Origin of the sequence: Streptomyces sp. NPDC052301, from assembly GCF_044593395.1 — a bacterium.
GTDB lineage: Bacteria > Actinomycetota > Actinomycetes > Streptomycetales > Streptomycetaceae > Streptomyces.
Window position 1 is genome coordinate 224493 of sequence record NZ_JBIUBE010000003.1, and the last position, 17881, is coordinate 242373.

Here is a 17881-nt window from a genome sequence, read left to right on the forward strand (position 1 = left end):
CGGACATGCGGGCAGCGCCCCTCGGGGGAGCGGGGCCGCGACCGGCCTGCGGCGTGCCCGGGTGGGCGCGAGCAGCCCGGGACGACCCGCCGCCGCCGTACGGGATCAAGCCCTGCGGCGGCTAGGCACCCTTCGCCGACAGCGCCGAGACCAGGACCGGCGTCACCAGCTCGACCTGCCACGGCCGGGCCCCGTACCCCGCGAGCGCGACCCCCACGGACCCGGCGTCGACCACCTTCGGCGGCTCCCAGCAGATGCGCCGGACCGTGTCCGGGGACACCACGTTCTCCTGCGGCATGGCGAGCTCCTCGGCGAGAGCCGTCACTCCCGCCCGGGCCGCGGACAGCCGAGCCGCCGCGGCGGGGTCCTTGTCGGCCCAGGCGCGCGGCGGCGGAGGCCCGGTCACCGGCTGCCCCGGCTGCGGCAGCGCACTCTCGGACAGCGCCTTCGCCCGGTCGACCGCGGCCTGCCACTGCTCCAGCTGCCGCCGCCCCGCCCGATGGCCGAAGCCGTTCAGCGCGGCCAGCGCGTGCACGTTGCCCGGAAGCGCGAGCGCGGCCTCGACGATGGCCGCGTCGCTCAGCACCTTGCCCGGTGACACGTCCCGGCGCTGGGCGATCCGGTCCCGCGTCTGCCACAGCTCCCGCACGACGGCCAGCTGCCGGCGCCGCCGCACCTTGTGCATCCCGGACGTCCGGCGCCAGGGGTCCTTCCGCGGTTCGGCGGGCGGTGCGGCCGCGATCGCGTCGAACTCCTGCAGGGCCCACTCCAGCTTGCCCTGCCGGTCCAGCTCCTTCTCCAGGGCGTCCCGCAGGTCGACGAGGAGCTCGACGTCCAGGGCGGCGTAGCGCAGCCACGGCTCGGGCAGCGGGCGGGTGGACCAGTCGACCGCGGAGTGGCCCTTCTCCAGGACGAAGCCGAGGACGTTCTCGACCATGGCGCCGAGGCCCACCCGGGGGAACCCGGCGAGCCGGCCGGCCAGCTCGGTGTCGAACAGGCGCGTCGGGATCATGCCTATCTCGCGCAGGCAGGGCAGGTCCTGGGTGGCCGCGTGCAGCACCCACTCGACGCCGGACAGCGCCTCGCCGAGCCCGGACAGGTCGGGGCAGGCGACGGGGTCGATCAGCGCCGTGCCGGCGCCCTCGCGGCGCAGCTGGACCAGGTAGGCGCGCTGGCCGTAGCGGTAGCCGGAGGCGCGCTCGGCGTCCACGGCGACCGGGCCGGAGCCCGCGGCGAAGGCGGCGACCATCTCGGCGAGGGCGGCCTCGTCCGCGATCACGGGTGGAATGCCCTCGCGGGGCTCCAGGAGCGGAACCGGCGTCCCCGTCACAGAAGATCCGGCGTCGTCCGGAGGGGTGCCTCCGGTGGTGCGCAGGGCGCTGTCTGCTGCGGTGTCTTGGGCGTCGGTCACCTGTCAAGGGTATCGGTGTGTGGACGGCGCCCGTCGACGGAACGTTCCGCCCACGGGCGCCGGAGGGTCGTAAACCAGTCAGCCCGGTGAAACGTGCGGTTCACATGAGTGAACCTGCGTCTCTCCGGGTCGGCTCAGTGGATGATGCCCGTGCGCAGCGCCACGGCCACCATGCCGGCCCGGTCGCCCGTGCCGAGCTTGCGGGCGATGCGGGCGAGGTGGCTCTTGACGGTGAGGGCGGACAGGCCCATCGAGACGCCGATCGCCTTGTTCGACTGGCCCTCCGCGACCAGTCGCAGCACCTCGACCTCGCGTCCGGACAGCTCCCGGTAGCCGCCCGGGTGGCTCGGGGCACCCGGGGGGCGGCGGTGCATCCGGGCGGCGGCGCCGAGGGGAGTGGCGCCGGGTCGGGTGGGGAGCCCGATGTTGGTCCGGGTGCCGGTGACGACGTAGCCCTTGACCCCTCCGGCCAGGGCGTTGCGGACCGCGCCGATGTCGTCGGCGGCGGAGAGGGCGAGGCCGTTGGGCCAGCCCGCGGCGCGGGTCTCGGACAGCAGGGTCAGGCCGGAGCCGTCGGGCAGGTGGACGTCGGCGACGCAGATGTCGCGGGGGTTGCCGATGCGGGGACGAGCCTCCGCGATGGACGAGGCCTCGATGACATCGCGCACGCCGAGCGCCCACAGATGACGGGTGACGGTGGAGCGGACGCGCGGGTCGGCCACGACCACCATGGCGGTCGGCTTGTTCGGGCGGTAGGCGACCAGGCTTGCGGGTTGCTCGAGGAGAACGGACACCAGGCCTCCTGGGTGGGGGGACGGGGCCGGCTTGTGGGGATGAAGCCGGGACGAACCGTGCTTTCAAGGTCACAGTCGTCTTCGGCAGCAAACTCGTCCGCCTTTAGAGAATGATCACGATCTAGTGAGTAACAATCTGTGCAATTCGGACACGCGATCGATCATCCGAAGATCGAGCCGGTTCGAGCGGATGCGATTCGAGTGCGGAAAGTGGCCGTATCGACAAAGAGATGGTCAACAAGGCGTGCGGAAGGATTAAGCCGGCGGAACCGGTGGTCACGTCACCGGGACTGCGGATCCCTGCGCTGCGGCAGCGTCACCACCGAGGGGTCCCCCGGGCCGGCCGGCGGCAGCCCCGCGACCTGGGCCAGCAGATCGCACCAGGAGAGCAGGTGGGCGGCCGTGTCCGGCACTCCGCCGAGCCCCTCGCGGGGCGTCCAGGAGGCCCTGATCTCGATCTGCGAGGCGGGCGGCCGGTCGGCCAGGCCGCCGAAGTAGTGCGAGCCCGCGCGTGTGATCGTCCCGCTCGGCTCGCCGTAGCCGAGCCCGCGCGCCTGCAGCGCCCCGGTCAGCCACGACCAGCACACCTCGGGCAGCAGCGGATCGGCCGCCATCTCCGGCTCCAGCTCCGCGCGCACCAGCGTCACCAGCCGGAACGTGCCGTGCCAGGCCTCGTGCCCGGCCGGGTCGTGCAGCAGCACCAGCCGCCCGTCGGCCAGCTCCTGATCGCCGTCGACCACCACGGCCTCCAGGGCGTACGCGTGCGGGGCGAGCCGCTGCGGGGCCGGCGTCGGCTCCACCTCCACCTGCGGCCGCAACCGCGCGGTCCGCAGCGCGTCGACCGCGGACCGGAACGCCGGCGGCAGCGCACTGCCCCCCCGCCCCCGCGCGGTGTCCTTCGCGTCGTCCATTCCGTCAGCGCCGTCCGACAGTCGTCCCTGAGCCGCAGCCATGCGGGGAAGAGTAAGGGGAACGGGGCGCTCGCGCAGGGCAAGACACCCCCTGAGGGCTGCGGCACTTCTCCGCTACGGGCCGTGCGAGACTTGCCGTCGTGAGTGCCAACGGAAGCCCCTCGGGCAAGCAGCCGACAGCGACGTACGACAGCGCTTTCCTCAAGGCGTGCCGGCGTGAGGCCGTGCCGCACACCCCCGTGTGGTTCATGCGCCAGGCCGGCCGCTCCCTGCCCGAGTACCGCAAGGTCCGCGAGGGCGTTCCGATGCTCGAGTCCTGCATGCGTCCCGAGCTGGTCACCGAGATCACGCTGCAGCCGGTGCGCCGGCACGACGTCGACGCGGCGATCTACTTCAGCGACATCGTCGTCCCGCTCAAGGCCATCGGCCTCGACCTCGACATCAAGCCCGGCGTCGGCCCGGTCGTCGAGCAGCCGATCCGCACCCGCGCCGACCTGGCCCGGCTGCGCGACCTCACCCCCGAGGACGTCCCGTACGTCACGGAGGCCATCGGCCTGCTCACCCGCGAGCTGGGCGGCACCCCGCTGATCGGATTCGCGGGAGCGCCATTCACCCTCGCGAGCTACCTGGTCGAGGGCGGCCCGTCCCGCACGTACGAGAACGCCAAGGCGATGATGTACGGCGACCCCGAGCTGTGGGCCGACCTGCTGGACCGCCTCGCCGACATCACGGCCGCCTTCCTGAAGGTCCAGATCGAGGCGGGCGCGAGCGCCGTCCAGCTCTTCGACTCCTGGGTCGGCGCGCTGGCCCCCGCCGACTACCGGCGCTCGGTCATGCCCGCCTCGGCGAAGGTCTTCGAGGCCGTCGCCGGGTACGGCGTCCCGCGCATCCACTTCGGCGTCGGCACCGGTGAGCTGCTGAAGCTCATGGGCGAGGCCGGCGCGGACGTCGTCGGCGTCGACTGGCGTGTCCCGCTGGACGAGGCCGTGCGCCGCGTCGGCCCCGGCAAGGCGCTCCAGGGCAACCTCGACCCGACCGTCCTGTTCACCGACAAGGACACCGTCGAGGCCAAGGCCGGCGAGGTGCTTCGGGCGGCCGCCGGTCTGGAGGGCCACGTCTTCAACCTCGGCCACGGTGTCATGCCGAACACCGACCCGGACGCGCTGACCCGGCTCGTGGAGTACGTCCACACCCGCACCGCGCGCTGAGTCACCAGCTGTAGTGGGGCCGCGCCCGCCTGCCGAACAGCAGGCCGGGCGGCTCCGGCGGGGCCGGCGTGCCGGGCTTGAGCGGCCAGGCCAGCAGCATGCCCACCAAGAAGCCGACCACATGGGCCGCGTAGGCCACGGTTCCGGCGCCGGAGACGGCGTGCCCGGAGGAGTACACCGCCTGCAGCACGAACCAGAAGCCCAGCACCAGCCAGGCGGGCAGCCGCAGCGGCAGGAAGATCAGGAACGGCACGAGGACCCACACCCGTGCCCTGGGGTACAGCACCAGATAGGCCCCGAGCACGCCGGCGATGGCACCGGACGCCCCGATCAGCGGCTCGCCGGAGGAGTCGTTGAGGAGCGCGAAGCCGTAGCCGGCCGCGTAGCCGCAGACGACGTAGAAGAGGAAGTAGCGGATGTGGCCCATCCGGTCCTCGACGTTGTTGCCGAAGATCAGCAGGAAGAGCATGTTTCCCAGCAGGTGCAGCCAGCTGCCGTGCAGGAACATCGCCGTGAAGACCGACAGTGCCGGTGACTTGTCATAGCCGGGCGGGCCGACCACGCAGCCCGGGCCGTGCGGGCCGAACCCCGTCTCGCCCGTGGGGACCACGCGCGGCAGCTGATGGTGTATCAGCTCCCGGGGGACCGCCGCGTAGTGGTCCATGAAGGCATGCAGATGGCACAACTGCGCAAGCTCGCTGCCGCCGGCCACGGACCCGGCTATGCCGGGCGTGGTGAGGAAGACGAGGACGTTGGCGGCGATGAGCGCGTACGTCACCCAGGGGGTGCGGCGCACCGGATTCACGTCATGGACGGGGATGACCACACAGGAGTAGTGCCCGCGACGGGGCGCGCGAATCGGTGAACGCCGCCGCGCGGGTGTGCGTATCTCTTCTCAACCGACGTGAGGACAGGCGATGAGCGAACGAGTGACCCCTCCGATGCATGCTCTGCCCGATGGCGAGGCCGAGCTGTCCCTGGTGGTACGGCTGCCCTGGGAGGACGTGGCCCGGCTCGGCCAGGAGGCCGGGCGGCTCGCCGGGCAGATGCAGCGGCCCGTGACGCTGGACGAGGCCGTCAGCTACCGGCTGCGGTCCACCCGCCCCTCCGCCACGCACGCGAAGCCCGCCGGAGAGCAGCCGGCGGCCGTGTCCACCCTGCCGCGGATCAGCGGGTCGGCCTAGGGCTGTGGGACGCTACGCGGGACAGAGGCGCATCGTCGCCCCCTAGGAGGCGCGTACCTTCGCCGTGGCCTTCCTCGCCGCCACCAGGACCGGGTCCCACACCGGGGAGAACGGCGGGGCGTAGCCCAGGTCCAGGGCCGTCATCTGTTCCACCGTCAGCTGCGCGGTCAGGGCCACCGCCGCGATGTCGACCCTCTTGCCCGCGCCCTCCCTTCCGACGATCTGGACGCCGAGCAGCCGGCCCGTGCGGCGCTCGGCGAGCATCTTGACCGTCATGGGGGAGGCGCCCGGGTAGTAGCCGGCGCGGCTCGTCGACTCGATGGTGACCGTCTCGTACTGCAGGCCCACCCGGTCGGCGTCCTTCTCGCGCAGGCCGGTGCGGGCGATCTCCAGGTCGCAGACCTTGCTGACCGCCGTGCCGACGACGCCCGGGAAAGTGGCATAGCCACCGCCGACGTTGGTGCCGATGACCTGGCCGTGCTTGTTGGCGTGGGTGCCGAGCGGGATGTACTGCTCCTGGCCCGAGACCAGGTTCAGCACCTCCACGCAGTCACCGCCCGCCCAGATGTTCTCGTGGCCGCGCACCCGCATCGCGAGGTCGGTGAGCAGGCCGCCGTGAGCGCCGAGGGGGAGGCCGGCGGCCCTGGCGAGACCGGTCTGCGGACGCACGCCGATGCCGAGGACCACCAGGTCCGCCGGGTACTCGGTGTCCTCGGTGGCCACCGCGCGGGCCCGGCCGTCGTCGCCGGTGAGGATCTTGGTGACCTCGGCGTCGTTCACCATGGTGATGCCGAGGCCCTCCATCGCCCGGTGCACCAGCCGGCCCATGTCCGGGTCCAGGGTGGACATCGGTTCCTTGCCGCGGTTGACGACCGTCACCTCGAAGCCGCGGTTGATGAGGGCCTCGGCCATCTCGACGCCGATGTAGCCCGCCCCCACCACGACCGCACGGCGGCCACGCGTGCGCGTGAGGGTGTCCAGCAGGGCCTGGCCGTCGTCCAGGGTCTGCACGCCGTGCACCCCGGGCGCGTCCGCTCCGGGCAGGTCCGGGCGGAGCGGACGGGCGCCGGTGGCGATGACGAGCTTGTCGTACGACGTCCAGGACTCGGCGCCGGAATCGACGTTCCGCGCGCGTACCCGCTGCCCGGCCACGTCGATCCCGGTGACCTCGGTGCGCAGCCGCAGGTCGATCCCCCGCGCGCGGTGCTCCTCGGGGGTGCGGGCGATGAGCCGGTCCCGCTCGGCGACGTCGCCGCCCACCCAGTACGGGATGCCGCACGCCGAGAAGGAGGTGAAGTGGCCGCGTTCGAAGGCCACGATCTCCAGCTCCCCGGGCCCCTTCAGCCGGCGTGCCTGGGACGCCGCGGACATACCCGCGGCGTCACCGCCGATCACGACCAGCCGTTCCGTGCCGCCGCTGCCGTCCCGCCCACCGTTCATGGTCATGGGAAACACGCTACGGGGCACGGGCCGTTCAGTCCTCGTCGGGGCGCTCGGCGGAGGGCTGCGGTGCCGGGCGGGCCGACGGCAGCGGGCCGAGCGCGGCCGGCGCGGGCGCAGGCTGCGCGCGGCGCGGCAGCCGGGGGCGTACGACCCGCAGCCACAGCAGCGCGAGCAGGGCCGCGAAGGCCGCGAACGGCAGGGCGGCACCGAGGGCGAGGGCGATCCAGCGCAGCAGCGTGACGAACACGTGCCAGCCGCCCGTCAGCGCGTCCAGGAAGCCGGGCGCGTCCGTGTGGGCCGTCTTCCGCGCGGGCTTCTCGGACAGGGACAGGGTGATGGTGGCCAGGTTCGTACGGTCCTTCAGGGACGCCTGCCGGGCCAGCAGCGCCTCCAGATCCGCCTGACGGCTGCTCAACTCGCCCTCCAGGGAGACGACGTCGCTCAGCTTGGTCGCGCGGTCCATCAGCGTGCGGATCCGGTCCACGCTGGCCCGCTGCGACCTGATCCGGCTGCCGACGTCCACCACCTGGTCGGTGACGTCGACCGCCTTGGCCGTGCGGTCGATCAGCTTGCCCGTCCCCTGGAGGCGGGTGAGGACCGAGTCGTACTTCTCGGTGGGCACCCGCAGCACGACCTGGGTGTGCTCATGGCCGTCAGCGTCGCGCCCCGTGCTCTCCCTGCCGACGTAGCCGCCCGCCTCCTCGGCGGTCGTCCGGGCCTGCTCCAGGGCCTTGGGCACGTCCTCGACGCGGACGGTGAGGGACGCGGTCCGGATGATCGCGTTCTGGGTGAGCCGGGGCGTCTTCGGCGCCGGCCCGGCGCCTTCGGCCGCGCGCGGTCCGGCGGCCTTGCCGTCGTCCGCCGCGGCCTTCGCCGAGGAGCCGCCGCCCGAGTCGTCCGCGGCGCTGCAGCCGGCGAGTGCGACGGAGGCGGCGAGCAGGGCCCCGGCCAGGACCCGTCCGCAGCGTGCGGGGCGTGCGGAACGTGCAGGGTGTGCGGAGCGTGGCGTGCGCATGGGCGGTACCCCCCGAGGGCTGTCGGCCTGTGACGGTTCTTCGACGGCGGGGCGGCCGGGAAGGTTGGGCGGGCCCGGTCCCGATGAGGTCACGGTCCGGACTCGGCCCGGCCACCGGGCGCGGGCGGGGGTGTCAGTGGGGTCTGAGAGAGTGGGAGGTATGAGCGCAAGGGGTACGCGTACGGGGCATGTCGTCGTCATCGGGGCCGGTGTCGCCGGGCTGGCCGCCGCCCACCGGCTGCTGGGCCGCGGCGCGCGGGTGACCGTCCTGGAGGCCGCGGACCGGGTCGGCGGCAAGCTGCTGCCCGGCGAGATCGCGGGCGTCCGCGTCGACCTGGGCGCCGAGTCGATGCTCGCCCGCCGCCCCGAGGCGGTGGCCCTCGCGCGCGAGGTGGGCCTCGCCGACCGGCTCCAGCCGCCGGCCACCGCGACCGCCTCGATCTGGACCCGGGGTGCCCTGCGGCCCATGCCCAAGGGCCATGTGATGGGGGTGCCCGGCACCGCCGCCGCCCTCTCCGGGGTGCTGTCCGACGAGGGACTGGCCCGCATCGAGCGCGAGGCCGGCCTGCCCCGCACCGAAGTCGGCGACGACGTGGCCGTGGGGGAGTTCGTGGCGGCCCGGCTCGGCCGCGAGGTCGTCGACCGCCTGGTCGAGCCCCTGCTCGGCGGGGTGTACGCGGGCGACGCGTACCGCATCTCGATGCGCTCGGCCGTCCCCCAGCTCTTCCAGGCCGCCCGCACCCACACCTCCCTGACCGAGGCCGTCCGCCACATCCAGGCCGAAGCGGCGGCGAAGGCGCGGACCGGCCCGGTCTTCATGGGCATCGAGGGCGGTGTGGGCACGCTGCCGCTCGCGGTCGCCGAATCCGTCCGCGCGCGCGGCGGCGAGATCCTGACCAGGACGCCCGTCACCGAGCTGCGCAGAGAGGCCGCCGGCGGCTGGCGGGTCACGGCCGGGGAGCGCGCGCTGCACGCCGACGCGGTGATCGTGGCCGTACCCGCCCCGGCCGCCGCCGGGCTGCTGCGCGCCGAGTCCCCGCAGGCCGCCGCCGAGCTGGCCGCCGTCGAGTACGCGTCGATGGCGCTCGTCACGCTCGCCTACCGCAGCGCCGACCTGAACCTGCCCGAAGGCAGCGGCTTCCTGGTGCCGCCCGTCGACGGCCGCACCATCAAGGCCTCCACCTTCGCCTCCCGCAAGTGGGGCTGGATCGCCGAGGAGGACCCGGACGTGCTCGTGCTGCGCACCTCCGTGGGACGTCACGGCGAGACGGAGATCCTCCAGCGGGACGACGCCGGCCTGGTCGAGGTGTCCCGGCACGACCTGCGGGAGGCCACCGGCCTGGACGCCACCCCCCTCGCCACACGGGTCACCCGCTGGACGGACGGCCTGCCGCAGTACCCGGTCGGACATCACGCGCGCGTGGCCCGCATCCGCGCGCACGTGGCCGAGTTGCCGGGCCTCGCGGTGTGCGGGGCCCCGTACGACGGCGTGGGCGTCCCGGCGTGCATCGCGAGCGCCTACGCCGCGGTGGACCAGCTGGACGGCGACCTGCACGGAGTCAGGGAACTCACGGCCCACCCGGTGCAGAGCCTGCACGGCGGAGCGGGAGAATAGGGACCATGAGTGACGACGCCCCCACCACCGAGTCCGGCAGGATCCCGAACAAGGGCAAGCTGGCCAAGGACCTCAACGAGGTCATCCGCTACACCATGTGGTCGGTCTTCAAGCTGAAGGACGTGCTGCCGGAGGACCGCGCCGGTTACGCAGACGAGGTCCAGGAGCTGTTCGACCAGCTCGCCGCCAAGGACGTGGCGATCCGCGGCACCTACGACGTCTCCGGCCTGCGCGCCGACGCCGACCTCATGATCTGGTGGCACGCCGAGACCAGCGACCAGCTCCAGGAGGCGTACAACCTCTTCCGCCGCACCAGGCTGGGCCGTGCCCTCGAACCCGTGTGGTCGAACATGGCGCTGCACCGCCCGGCCGAGTTCAACCGCTCGCACATCCCGGCGTTCCTCGCCGACGAGACGCCCCGCAACTACGTGAGCGTCTACCCGTTCGTGCGCTCCTACGACTGGTACCTGCTGCCCGACGAGGACCGCCGCCGCATGCTCGCCGACCACGGCAAGATGGCCCGCGGCTACCCGGACGTGCGCGCCAACACGGTCGCCTCGTTCTCCCTCGGCGACTACGAGTGGGTCCTGGCCTTCGAGGCCGACGAGCTGTACCGCATCGTCGACCTCATGCGCCACCTGCGTGCCTCCGAGGCCCGCAGGCACGTCCGCGAGGAGGTCCCGTTCTTCACGGGCCGCCGCAAGGACATCGCCGACCTCGTCGCCGGCCTGGCCTGACGGGAGGCGGAGCACTCAGCGCCGGACGGCCTTGCCCTTCAGCGAGTCCCGGGGGGACGGGCCCGTGGCGCGGCCGGCCGGGGCGTCCGGCTTCGGCTCCGGGTGCGGTGCGCAGGACGCGCGCCGCACCGGGAGGCTGCCCTGCAGCAGATACGCCTCGAAGTACGTGTTGACGCACGCGTTGGCGCCGCCCGCGACCCCGTGCGTGCCCGCGTCCCGCTCGGTCACCAGCACCGAGCCGGCCAGCCGCCGGTTCATCTCCAGCGCCCCCGTGTAGGGCGCCGCCGCGTCGCGCTCGGCCGCCAGGATCAGCACCGGCGGCAGCTCACCCGGCCCGGTCCGCACGTCCAGCGGCCGCTGCCGGGGCGCCGGCCAGTAGGCGCACGGCAGATTCGTCCACGCGTTGTCCCAGGTCTCGAACGGCGCCAGCCGGGCGAGCCGCGTGTTGTCCCGGTCCCACCGCGCCCAGTCGGTCGGCCAGGGCGCGTCGTTGCACTCGACGGCCGTGTAGACCGCGCCGGCGTTCTCCGCCTCGGCCGCCGTGTCCCGGCTCGGCGCGGCCAGCCGGACCAGCGGCTTCGGGTCGCCCTTGAGGTACGCGGAGAGGGCGGCGGCCCGGCTCGGCCAGAAGTCGTCGTAGTACCCGGCGGTCAGGAACGCGTTCTGCAGCTGACCCGGACCGACCGTGCCGCCCGCCGCCTTCCCGGCCAGCCACTCCCGCGCCGTGTCGTAGCTGCGCTGCACCTTCTCGGGGGTGCCGCCCAGCCCGTACACGTCGTCGTGCCGGGCGACCCAGTCACGGAAGTCCGCCCAGCGCTCCTCGAACGCGGCCGACTGGTCCAGGTTGCTGCGGTACCAGATCTTCGCCGGGTCGGGGTTCACCGCCGAGTCCAGCACCATGCGCCGCAGATGCGAGGGGAACATCGACGCGTAGAGCGCGCCGAAGTAGGTGCCGTACGACGCCCCCATGTACGTCAGCCGGTCCTCGCGCAGCGCCGCCCGCAGGACGTCCAGGTCGCGGGCGTTGTTCAGCGAGGTGTAGAAGCGCAGCTTGGTCCCGGACCGCTGGGCGCAGCCCTTCGCGTAGGCCTTCGCCCGGGTGATGCGCTGCCGCTTGTACCTCTCCGTCGGGTGCGTCGGCGACAGCGAGGGCCCCTCGAAGAAGCGTTTCGGGTCCTCGCAGGACAGCGGCGCCGAGCGGCCCACCCCGCGCGGGGCGTAGCCGACGAGGTCGTAGGCGGCGGCGATCCGCTTCCACTGCGGGACCATGCCGATCAACGGGAAGTACATGCCGGAGGCGCCCGGGCCACCCGGGTTGTAGACGAGGACGCCCTGCCGGGGGACCTTCCGCTTGCTGTTGTGCGGGTCCTTCCCGGTGGCCCGGATCCGGCTGACGGTCAGCCTGATCTGCCGGCCGCCGGGGCGCGCGTAGTCCAGCGGGACGCGCACCGTGCCGCACTGAACCCCCGCCGGGGCCTGCGGGACGTCGGCGGTGGAGCACGTGCCGAAGTCGATGCCGGCCGCCCGGGCGCGGGCGGCGGCCACCGCGGTGCCGCGCAGCTCCGCCGTACCGGGGGCGGCGGGCGCCCCGGCCCCGGCGGGAGCGCCGCCCGCCGGGCCGATGGCCAGCGTGCTCAGGAGCAAGGAACCGGCGGCCGAGTACAGGGCGGCAGCTCGCATCGCGAATCCCTTCGTGCACCGCGGCGATGGCTCGGCTGCCACGACCGGCGACAACAGAAGGGATATTTCGTTCGGCCGCCCGTGAAGGCAAGCACCGACCGGCCGGTGTCGGCGCCAATGCCCCCTGTGCGCCCCCGGAAGGAGCCCTCACTCCCGCCAGGGCTGGTCGCGATGGGTGAAGGCCGCCCGCAGCTCCGGCTCGCCGATCGCACGGATGCCGCGCACGGCGACGGAGGTGAGGAACGACCGCTCGTCACCGGCCGGCTCGCGGGTGAGCGCCCCCAGCAGCCGCTGCCCGGCCGGGGACGCCCAGCGAGAGCAGGGATGCACCTCGAACCGGGCGATGGCCAGACAGCTCAGCGCCAGCGTCAGGGGCAGGGCGAACCACAGGCCCACCAGCAGCTGTGGCGTCCCGGTCCGGACGGGCAGCAGCAGTGCGGTCGCCCCCAGCACCGCCACGGCCGCGGCGGCGGCCCGCACCTGGCGGACGGCGGCCCCCACGGTCGCACCGGCACCGTCGGGCACGGCGAGCCCGGCACCCACCAGCCGGTCGGCGAGCCGCCGCACCGCCTCCGCACCGGCCGCCCGCGCCCGCACGGGCGCGATCCGCGACTGCCCCTCCGGCCCTATGGCCCCTATGACGGACTGCTCGATCTCGTCCCGGCCCCGCGGGTCCACCACCGTGGCCCAGCCGGTGTGCGCGAGCAGCAACCGCCGCTGCCGGGCCATGGACACCATGGTCACGTCGGCGACCCGGGCCGGTCCGCCGGACAGGAAGGCCGCCTCGTACAGCGTCAGATCGTGCTCCCGGTCCACCGTGGCGGCATCCGCGTCCGCGGCTGCGGAGTGGACGCCCGCCAGGCACAGCCGGGTACACGCGGTGCCGGCGAAAGCCCAGGCCAGGAGCAGGAGAAGGACCCAGAACATGACAAGTTTCTATGTCAGAGGCCTGGGAGAACGCCATGCCCTGTTCAGCATCCGGACCGAGTGTTGCCGGTCTGTGACGTTCCGTTTCCTGTGCAGGTCAGGGCGTGCTCGTCGCCGGGGGCGGGCTGGTCGTCGCCGGCGGCAGCGCGTACGACTCGTCCGGCGCGGGGGTGACCGGCACGGCGGCGGCCGGGTCCACCACGGGCGGGGACGGTACGGGGGTGGGGGAGGCCGCGAGGTCCCGGGCCAGCGCGCCGAAGTCGACGTACCCCGTGGCCTCCAGGATCCTGATGTGGTCCAGGACGGTCGTGTTGGCGTCGTCGGCGAGGTCGCGGACGAGGGAGTTCTGCGTGCCGGCCCGGACCTGGGCGACCAGGGCGAAGACCCGGCCGTGCGCGAGCCGCAGGACGTCGGCGAACCGGCGGTCGAAGTCCTGCCCCTGCGCGGACCTCAGGGCGGCCAGCCACTCCTTCTGCTGCGCGTTGGGTTCGTCGGGCAGCGGTACGCCGAGCTGCGTGGCCACGGTCCGCACGTGGGCGTCGAGGGAGGTGTGGCCGTCGACGAGGTGCCGGCCCGCGGTGCGTACGGCCGCGGTGGTCCCCTTCTGCTCCGCCAGCTCACCGGCGGGCAGCTCCCACAGACCCGCCAGGCGCACCTTGGTGATGAAGTCCCGGTCCTGCGCGGACATGGGGCCGTAGGGGGTGGTGACGGTCCGCGCGCTCAGGACATGCGCGGCGGCCGGGTCCTGCCGGTCGGCGTAGGAGCACAACGGGTACAGCAGTGCGGCCGCTGTCACAGCGAGGGCGGTGATGATCAGCCCGGTACCGCTGAACATGCCTCGGCCCTTGACGGGGGGTCGCGGTCGCATGGTGCCTCGTGCTCGGGGGTGGGACGGAGGTTGGCATATTACTGCGGAACCCTGCGGGCCCCGGGCCGGGTGCGCATGGGCGCCGCCGGGACTGCGGGACGCCGGCGGGCGAGGCGCGTGGCGGACGGGTCGCGCCCACGCCACACAGCCGCGTGCAGAACACGCCCCGCGCCCCGACAGGGCGCCCGGTGGCTGCGGGCAGTCGTGCCGCCGGGGCGGCACGGGTGGGCGCAGCGGCGCCCGGCCGCCGCGGCTGGGCGACCGAACCGGCGCGCCCCGCCACAGCACCGGGAGCCCGCTCAGCCCCGCAGCAGCAGCACCCTCCGCCTCACCCGCCCCGCCCGCCCGCGCGCCCTCGGTGCCGGACCCGCCCGGTCCAGCCACCACTCCCGCAGCGCCTTCCTCACCCCCGCCTCCTGCGGCAGCCCCGCCGCCAGCAGATACCCGGCGAAGTCCAACGCGTCCCGCCGGTACCCCCCGCCCATCGGCCGCTCCCGGGCGTACCCGAGGAACGCCGGCCGGTACCCGGCCCCGAGGATCTCCGGCAGCTCCGGCGCCACCTTCGCCACCACCCCCGCCCGCTTCGCCGCCAGCGCCCGCGCCTGTACGGCCATCCGCACCCGGTCGAACCCCTCCGGCACCGGTGTTCCCGCGACCAGCGACGACAGCACGGCCGCCTGGGCGACGCCGAGCCGCTGCCGGGTGTCCTCCCGGCCCCGGACCCCGGTCACCGGCCGGGCGAGCACGGCGACGCCCCCGCCCCCGGCCACGGCACCCCCCGCCACCGCGCCGTCCCCCGAGGCGTCCCCGCCCGCGCGCCGCCGGCCCGCCCGCACCGCCTCCCCGATCGCCTCCAGCTCCCGCTCCAGCTCGCCCGGCTCCGGGAAGTTCTCGTCCCGCTCCAGGAGGACCCCGGGCGGCACGGCCCGGGCGGCGAGGTCGGTCAGGATGTCCAGGACCGGGCGCGGCACGGGATGCGCATGGCTGTCGTGCCAGACGCCGTCGCGCTCGAAGCCGCCCGCGACATGCACGTAGGCCAGCGCCTCCACGGGCAGCGCGGCCAGCGCCTGGGCCGGCTCCTCCCCCCGGTTGACGTGGTTGGTGTGCAGGTTGGCCACGTCGATCAGCAGGTGGACACCGGTCCGCTCGACCAGCTCGGACAGGAACTGCCCCTCCGTCAGTTCCTCGCCCGGCCAGGAGAACAGCGCGGCGATGTTCTCCAGGGCCAGCGGCACCGGCAGCGCCCGCTGCGCGATGCGGACGTTCTCGCAGAGCACGTCCAGCGCGTCCCTGGTGCGCGGCACCGGCAGCAGATGACCGGCCTCCAGCCGAGGGGACGCGGTGAGCGCGCCGCCCGCCCGGACGAACGCGATGTGCTCGGTGACCAGGGGGGCGCCCAGCGCCTCCGCCCGTTCCGCGAGCGCCCTCAGCCGGCCCTCGTCGGGGCGGTCCGCGCCGCCGAGGCCGAGGGAGACACCGTGCGGGACGACGGTGACCCCGCGCTCGCGCAGCCGCAGCAGCGCCTGAGGGAGATGGCCGGGGCAGACGTTCTCCGCCACGACCTCCACCCAGTCGATGCCCGGCATGCGCTCCACGGCGTCCGCGATCTCCGGCCGCCAGCCGATCCCCGTGCCCAGTCGCCGCACGGCTCCTCCCCTCCTCGACCGCCGAGTGAGGGGGGTATGGCCCCGGCGGCCCGGCCCGAACCTCCCGCGCGCCGCGTTCAGAGCAACATTTGAGGTTGCGGCCGGGCAGCGGGGCCACGGGCATGCCCGGGGCGGTCTCCGTCCCGGCGGCGGACCGGTCGTCTCCGCTAGCGCAGCGCCGGATGCTCGGCGACGACCGTGCAGGAGCCCGGGGCGATCTCCGTGAACCCCGCGTCCCGCACCACCGGCAGCCCCGAGGTGGTGAGCCGGGCCCAGTCGGCGGGAGCCGCGGTGCGGACGGCGAGCGGGAAGCCCTCCTCCCGCCAGGCGGTGCGCTCCGCGCCGGACAGGGCCCACCAGGCCAGCTGGGCGCCGTGGCCCGCCTGGGCCATCGTCTTGCCGGCCGACATCTCCAGCTCCGGGTTCAGCCACAGCACGGGCAGGCCCGGGTCGGCCGGGACGGGCGGCTCCGGGTCGTCCAGCTCGGTGCCGGACACCTGGAGCTTGGCCAGGTCCTTGGGCCAGCCGTCCAGCGGGACCGGTGGGTAGACCCGTACCTCCGCGGACTTGCCGTTCACCGTGATCCCGGGCAGCGCCTCGGCCCGCCGCCACTCGGCGCCCCGGGCCCGCCGGACCACCTTGCGGATCCGCGCGTCCTCCCAGTTCCGTACGGCCTCGGCCCACTCCCCGTCGCCCGTCGCCCGCTCGTCGCCGAGCAGGAGCAGCACGGCGCGGGCGGCCGTCTGCAGCGCGTCGGTGCGGGCGGGGGGAGCGCTGCGCTCGATGCGGACGACGAGGGGGAGCACGAACTGAGGTGCCTCTGAAACCTGGCTCACAACGGCCCACCCTAAAGGGCGCCAGAATGACCTCATGCAGTGTGATCTCCGGCTGGACGGCGTGGGCCGTCGCTACGGCCTCCGTGGCCCCTGGGTGTTACGGGGTGTCGACCTCACCGTCGCCCCCGGCACCCTGACCCGCATAGAAGGCGCGAACGGCACCGGGAAGTCCACCCTCCTGCGCCTCCTCGCCCGCCTGGACAGGCCGACCGAGGGCCGGGTCTCGGGACGGCCGCGCACGGCGTACGTGCCGGAGAGGTTCCCGTCGGCCCTGCCCTTCACCCCCGTCGGCTATCTGACCCACCTCGGCACCATCGGTGGCCTCTCCCGGGGGAGCGCCGCACGCGCCGCGGGCGTCTGGCTGGAGCGGTTCGGCGCGGGCGCGTACGCCGGTACGCCGATGGCGCGGCTGTCCAAGGGCAGCAGCCAGAAGGTCGCCGTGGCGCAGGCCCTGCTCGGTGAGCCGGAACTGCTGGTGCTGGACGAGGCGTGGACGGGTCTGGACGCGGCGGCGCGGGCCGAACTGGAGCGGGCGGTGGCCGAGCGGACCGCCGCCGGCGGCGCCGTGGTGTTCGTCGACCACGACCCGCGGCGGCTGGCCGGGGTGCCGGACGCGACGTACGCCGTCGTCGAGGGGGGCCTGGAGCGCCGTGGGGACGGCGGGAGTCCGCCCACCGGTCCGCTCACCCAGGTCACCGTGCGGGGACCGGCCGGCGGGGCGCTGCCGCCCGACGCGGTACGGGCCGTCGCCTCGGCCGAGGAGACCGGCCCCGGCGTCCACCGCCTCGCCGTGCCCGCCTCCCGCTCCGACGTCCTGCTGCGCGCCCTGCTGACGGCCCGCCCGCCGTGGCACGTGGTGAGCGTCGTACCACCGAACGACCCGGGGGAACGCCCATGACCGCCCTGTTGCGCTACCAGGCCGACCTGCTCCTGCGCTCCCAGCGCTGGCTGCCGCCGGTGATCCTGTACGCCGCGTTCCTGGCGATCGGGGTGCAGAGCGGCCAGCCCGTCCTCGACTCGCTCGGCTACACCGCGGCCGGTCTGCTCCCGGTGGCCGCCTGGCTGGTGCGGATCTGTGTCACCGGTGAGCCGGACGCGGCCCGTGCCTGCGTCGCCGCAGCCCGCGGTCCCGGCCGGGCGCATCTCGCCTGTCTGCTGACGGCGTTGCTCGCGTCCGCGCTGCTCGGGGTGGCGGCGACCGTCGTGGTGACGCTGATCAGCGATCCGGCGAGCAACGGCCACCGGATCCCCGTGCCCCGGCTCGAGGCGGGCGCCGCCGGGCTGCCGGCCGCCCTGGTCTGCGCGCTGCTCGGCGCGGCCGTCGGCGCGCTCACCAACCGGCCGCTGCTGCGCTCCACCGGTCGCGCGGTGCCCGCGATGCTGCTGGGTGCCCTGCTGGCGGTGGTGCTCACGGGTTCTCCGGCGCAGGCGGCGGTGAGCGGCCTGGTCCTCGGCTCGCAGACCGGCCGGGTGCCGGTGGCGCCGCTGCCGCTGGCCGGGGCGGCCCTGTTCACGGCCGTGGCCTTCGCCGCCGCCGGCTGGCTCACCTCCCGCCGGTCACCGTGAGCACAGAGGCGCACCGCCGGTCACCGTGAGCCCGGCGGTC

The 17881-nt window shown here is 74.4% G+C and carries 17 protein-coding genes; 6 read left to right on the forward strand and 11 right to left on the reverse strand.

The features are described from left to right. Positions 1 to 121 precede the first annotated feature (121 nt). The 3 genes from ACIHEJ_RS08270 to ACIHEJ_RS08280 form a co-directional block, all read right to left on the reverse strand. Complete coding sequence (locus tag ACIHEJ_RS08270) at positions 122 to 1411, reverse strand: ribonuclease D (protein WP_400133166.1); 1290 nt, start codon at positions 1409 to 1411, stop codon at positions 122 to 124. A 134-nt stretch (positions 1412 to 1545) separates the two neighbouring features. Beyond that, positions 1546 to 2205: a LuxR C-terminal-related transcriptional regulator gene (locus ACIHEJ_RS08275; RefSeq protein ID WP_387512466.1), complete on the reverse strand. Its 660-nt coding sequence runs from the start codon at positions 2203 to 2205 to the stop codon at positions 1546 to 1548. 281 nt (positions 2206 to 2486) lie between these two features. Beyond that, the gene (locus ACIHEJ_RS08280) at positions 2487 to 3158 is read right to left on the reverse strand and encodes a DUF3000 domain-containing protein (protein WP_400133168.1); all 672 of its coding nucleotides are present in this window, start codon (positions 3156 to 3158) and stop codon (positions 2487 to 2489) included. A gap of 98 nt (positions 3159 to 3256) precedes the next feature. On the opposite strand from ACIHEJ_RS08280, the gene hemE reads away from it, so the two are divergent. Continuing rightward, a complete protein-coding gene (gene hemE / locus ACIHEJ_RS08285) occupies positions 3257 to 4324 on the forward strand; it encodes a uroporphyrinogen decarboxylase (protein WP_400133169.1) in 1068 nt (355 codons plus the stop codon). 1 nt (position 4325) lies between these two features. Here the strand turns inward: hemE and ACIHEJ_RS08290 are convergent, their stop codons facing one another. Beyond that, positions 4326 to 5150 (reverse strand): rhomboid family intramembrane serine protease, encoded by an 825-nt coding sequence (locus ACIHEJ_RS08290; RefSeq protein WP_400133171.1) that lies wholly within the window; start codon positions 5148 to 5150, stop codon positions 4326 to 4328. Between the two features lie 91 nt (positions 5151 to 5241). On the opposite strand from ACIHEJ_RS08290, the gene ACIHEJ_RS08295 reads away from it, so the two are divergent. Beyond that, entirely contained in the window at positions 5242 to 5508 is a 267-nt protein-coding gene (locus ACIHEJ_RS08295) for a hypothetical protein (protein WP_400133173.1), read from the forward strand. Positions 5509 to 5550: 42 nt separating this feature from the next. On the opposite strand, the gene ACIHEJ_RS08300 is transcribed toward ACIHEJ_RS08295, so the two are convergent. Both ACIHEJ_RS08300 and ACIHEJ_RS08305 read right to left on the reverse strand, forming a co-directional pair. After that, the gene (locus ACIHEJ_RS08300; protein ID WP_400133175.1) at positions 5551 to 6954 is read right to left on the reverse strand and encodes an FAD-dependent oxidoreductase; all 1404 of its coding nucleotides are present in this window, start codon (positions 6952 to 6954) and stop codon (positions 5551 to 5553) included. Between the two features lie 28 nt (positions 6955 to 6982). Continuing rightward, a complete protein-coding gene (locus ACIHEJ_RS08305) occupies positions 6983 to 7966 on the reverse strand; it encodes a DUF4349 domain-containing protein (protein ID WP_400133177.1) in 984 nt (327 codons plus the stop codon). A gap of 160 nt (positions 7967 to 8126) precedes the next feature. Here ACIHEJ_RS08305 and hemG point away from each other — a divergent pair, with 160 nt between their 5' ends. Then, positions 8127 to 9581 (forward strand): protoporphyrinogen oxidase, encoded by a 1455-nt coding sequence (gene hemG / locus ACIHEJ_RS08310; RefSeq protein WP_400133178.1) that lies wholly within the window; start codon positions 8127 to 8129, stop codon positions 9579 to 9581. 5 nt (positions 9582 to 9586) lie between these two features. Beyond that, positions 9587 to 10318, forward strand: coding sequence for a hydrogen peroxide-dependent heme synthase (gene hemQ / locus ACIHEJ_RS08315; protein WP_400133180.1), 732 nt, complete (start codon positions 9587 to 9589; stop codon positions 10316 to 10318). Positions 10319 to 10333: 15 nt separating this feature from the next. Here hemQ and ACIHEJ_RS08320 read toward each other — a convergent pair whose 3' ends face one another. From ACIHEJ_RS08320 to ACIHEJ_RS08340, 5 genes are all read right to left on the reverse strand, one after another. Then, a complete protein-coding gene (locus ACIHEJ_RS08320) occupies positions 10334 to 11998 on the reverse strand; it encodes an alpha/beta hydrolase (RefSeq protein ID WP_400133181.1) in 1665 nt (554 codons plus the stop codon). 147 nt (positions 11999 to 12145) lie between these two features. Then, positions 12146 to 12925, reverse strand: coding sequence for a TIGR04222 domain-containing membrane protein (locus ACIHEJ_RS08325; protein WP_400133182.1), 780 nt, complete (start codon positions 12923 to 12925; stop codon positions 12146 to 12148). Between the two features lie 97 nt (positions 12926 to 13022). Further along, complete coding sequence (locus ACIHEJ_RS08330) at positions 13023 to 13793, reverse strand: DUF4142 domain-containing protein (protein WP_400133183.1); 771 nt, start codon at positions 13791 to 13793, stop codon at positions 13023 to 13025. Positions 13794 to 14092: 299 nt separating this feature from the next. Then, positions 14093 to 15439 (reverse strand): DUF692 domain-containing protein, encoded by a 1347-nt coding sequence (locus ACIHEJ_RS08335; RefSeq protein ID WP_400133184.1) that lies wholly within the window; start codon positions 15437 to 15439, stop codon positions 14093 to 14095. 167 nt (positions 15440 to 15606) lie between these two features. Further along, positions 15607 to 16275 (reverse strand): peptidyl-tRNA hydrolase, encoded by a 669-nt coding sequence (locus ACIHEJ_RS08340; RefSeq protein ID WP_400133185.1) that lies wholly within the window; start codon positions 16273 to 16275, stop codon positions 15607 to 15609. A gap of 34 nt (positions 16276 to 16309) precedes the next feature. On the opposite strand from ACIHEJ_RS08340, the gene ACIHEJ_RS08345 reads away from it, so the two are divergent. Both ACIHEJ_RS08345 and ACIHEJ_RS08350 read left to right on the forward strand, forming a co-directional pair. Then, positions 16310 to 17173 (forward strand): ATP-binding cassette domain-containing protein, encoded by an 864-nt coding sequence (locus ACIHEJ_RS08345; protein ID WP_400133187.1) that lies wholly within the window; start codon positions 16310 to 16312, stop codon positions 17171 to 17173. Continuing rightward, positions 17170 to 17841, forward strand: a complete 672-nt coding sequence (locus tag ACIHEJ_RS08350) for an ABC transporter (protein ID WP_400133189.1) — start codon at positions 17170 to 17172, stop codon at positions 17839 to 17841. The genes ACIHEJ_RS08345 and ACIHEJ_RS08350 overlap by 4 nt, the downstream gene beginning before the upstream one ends. Positions 17842 to 17881: the final 40 nt, after the last annotated feature.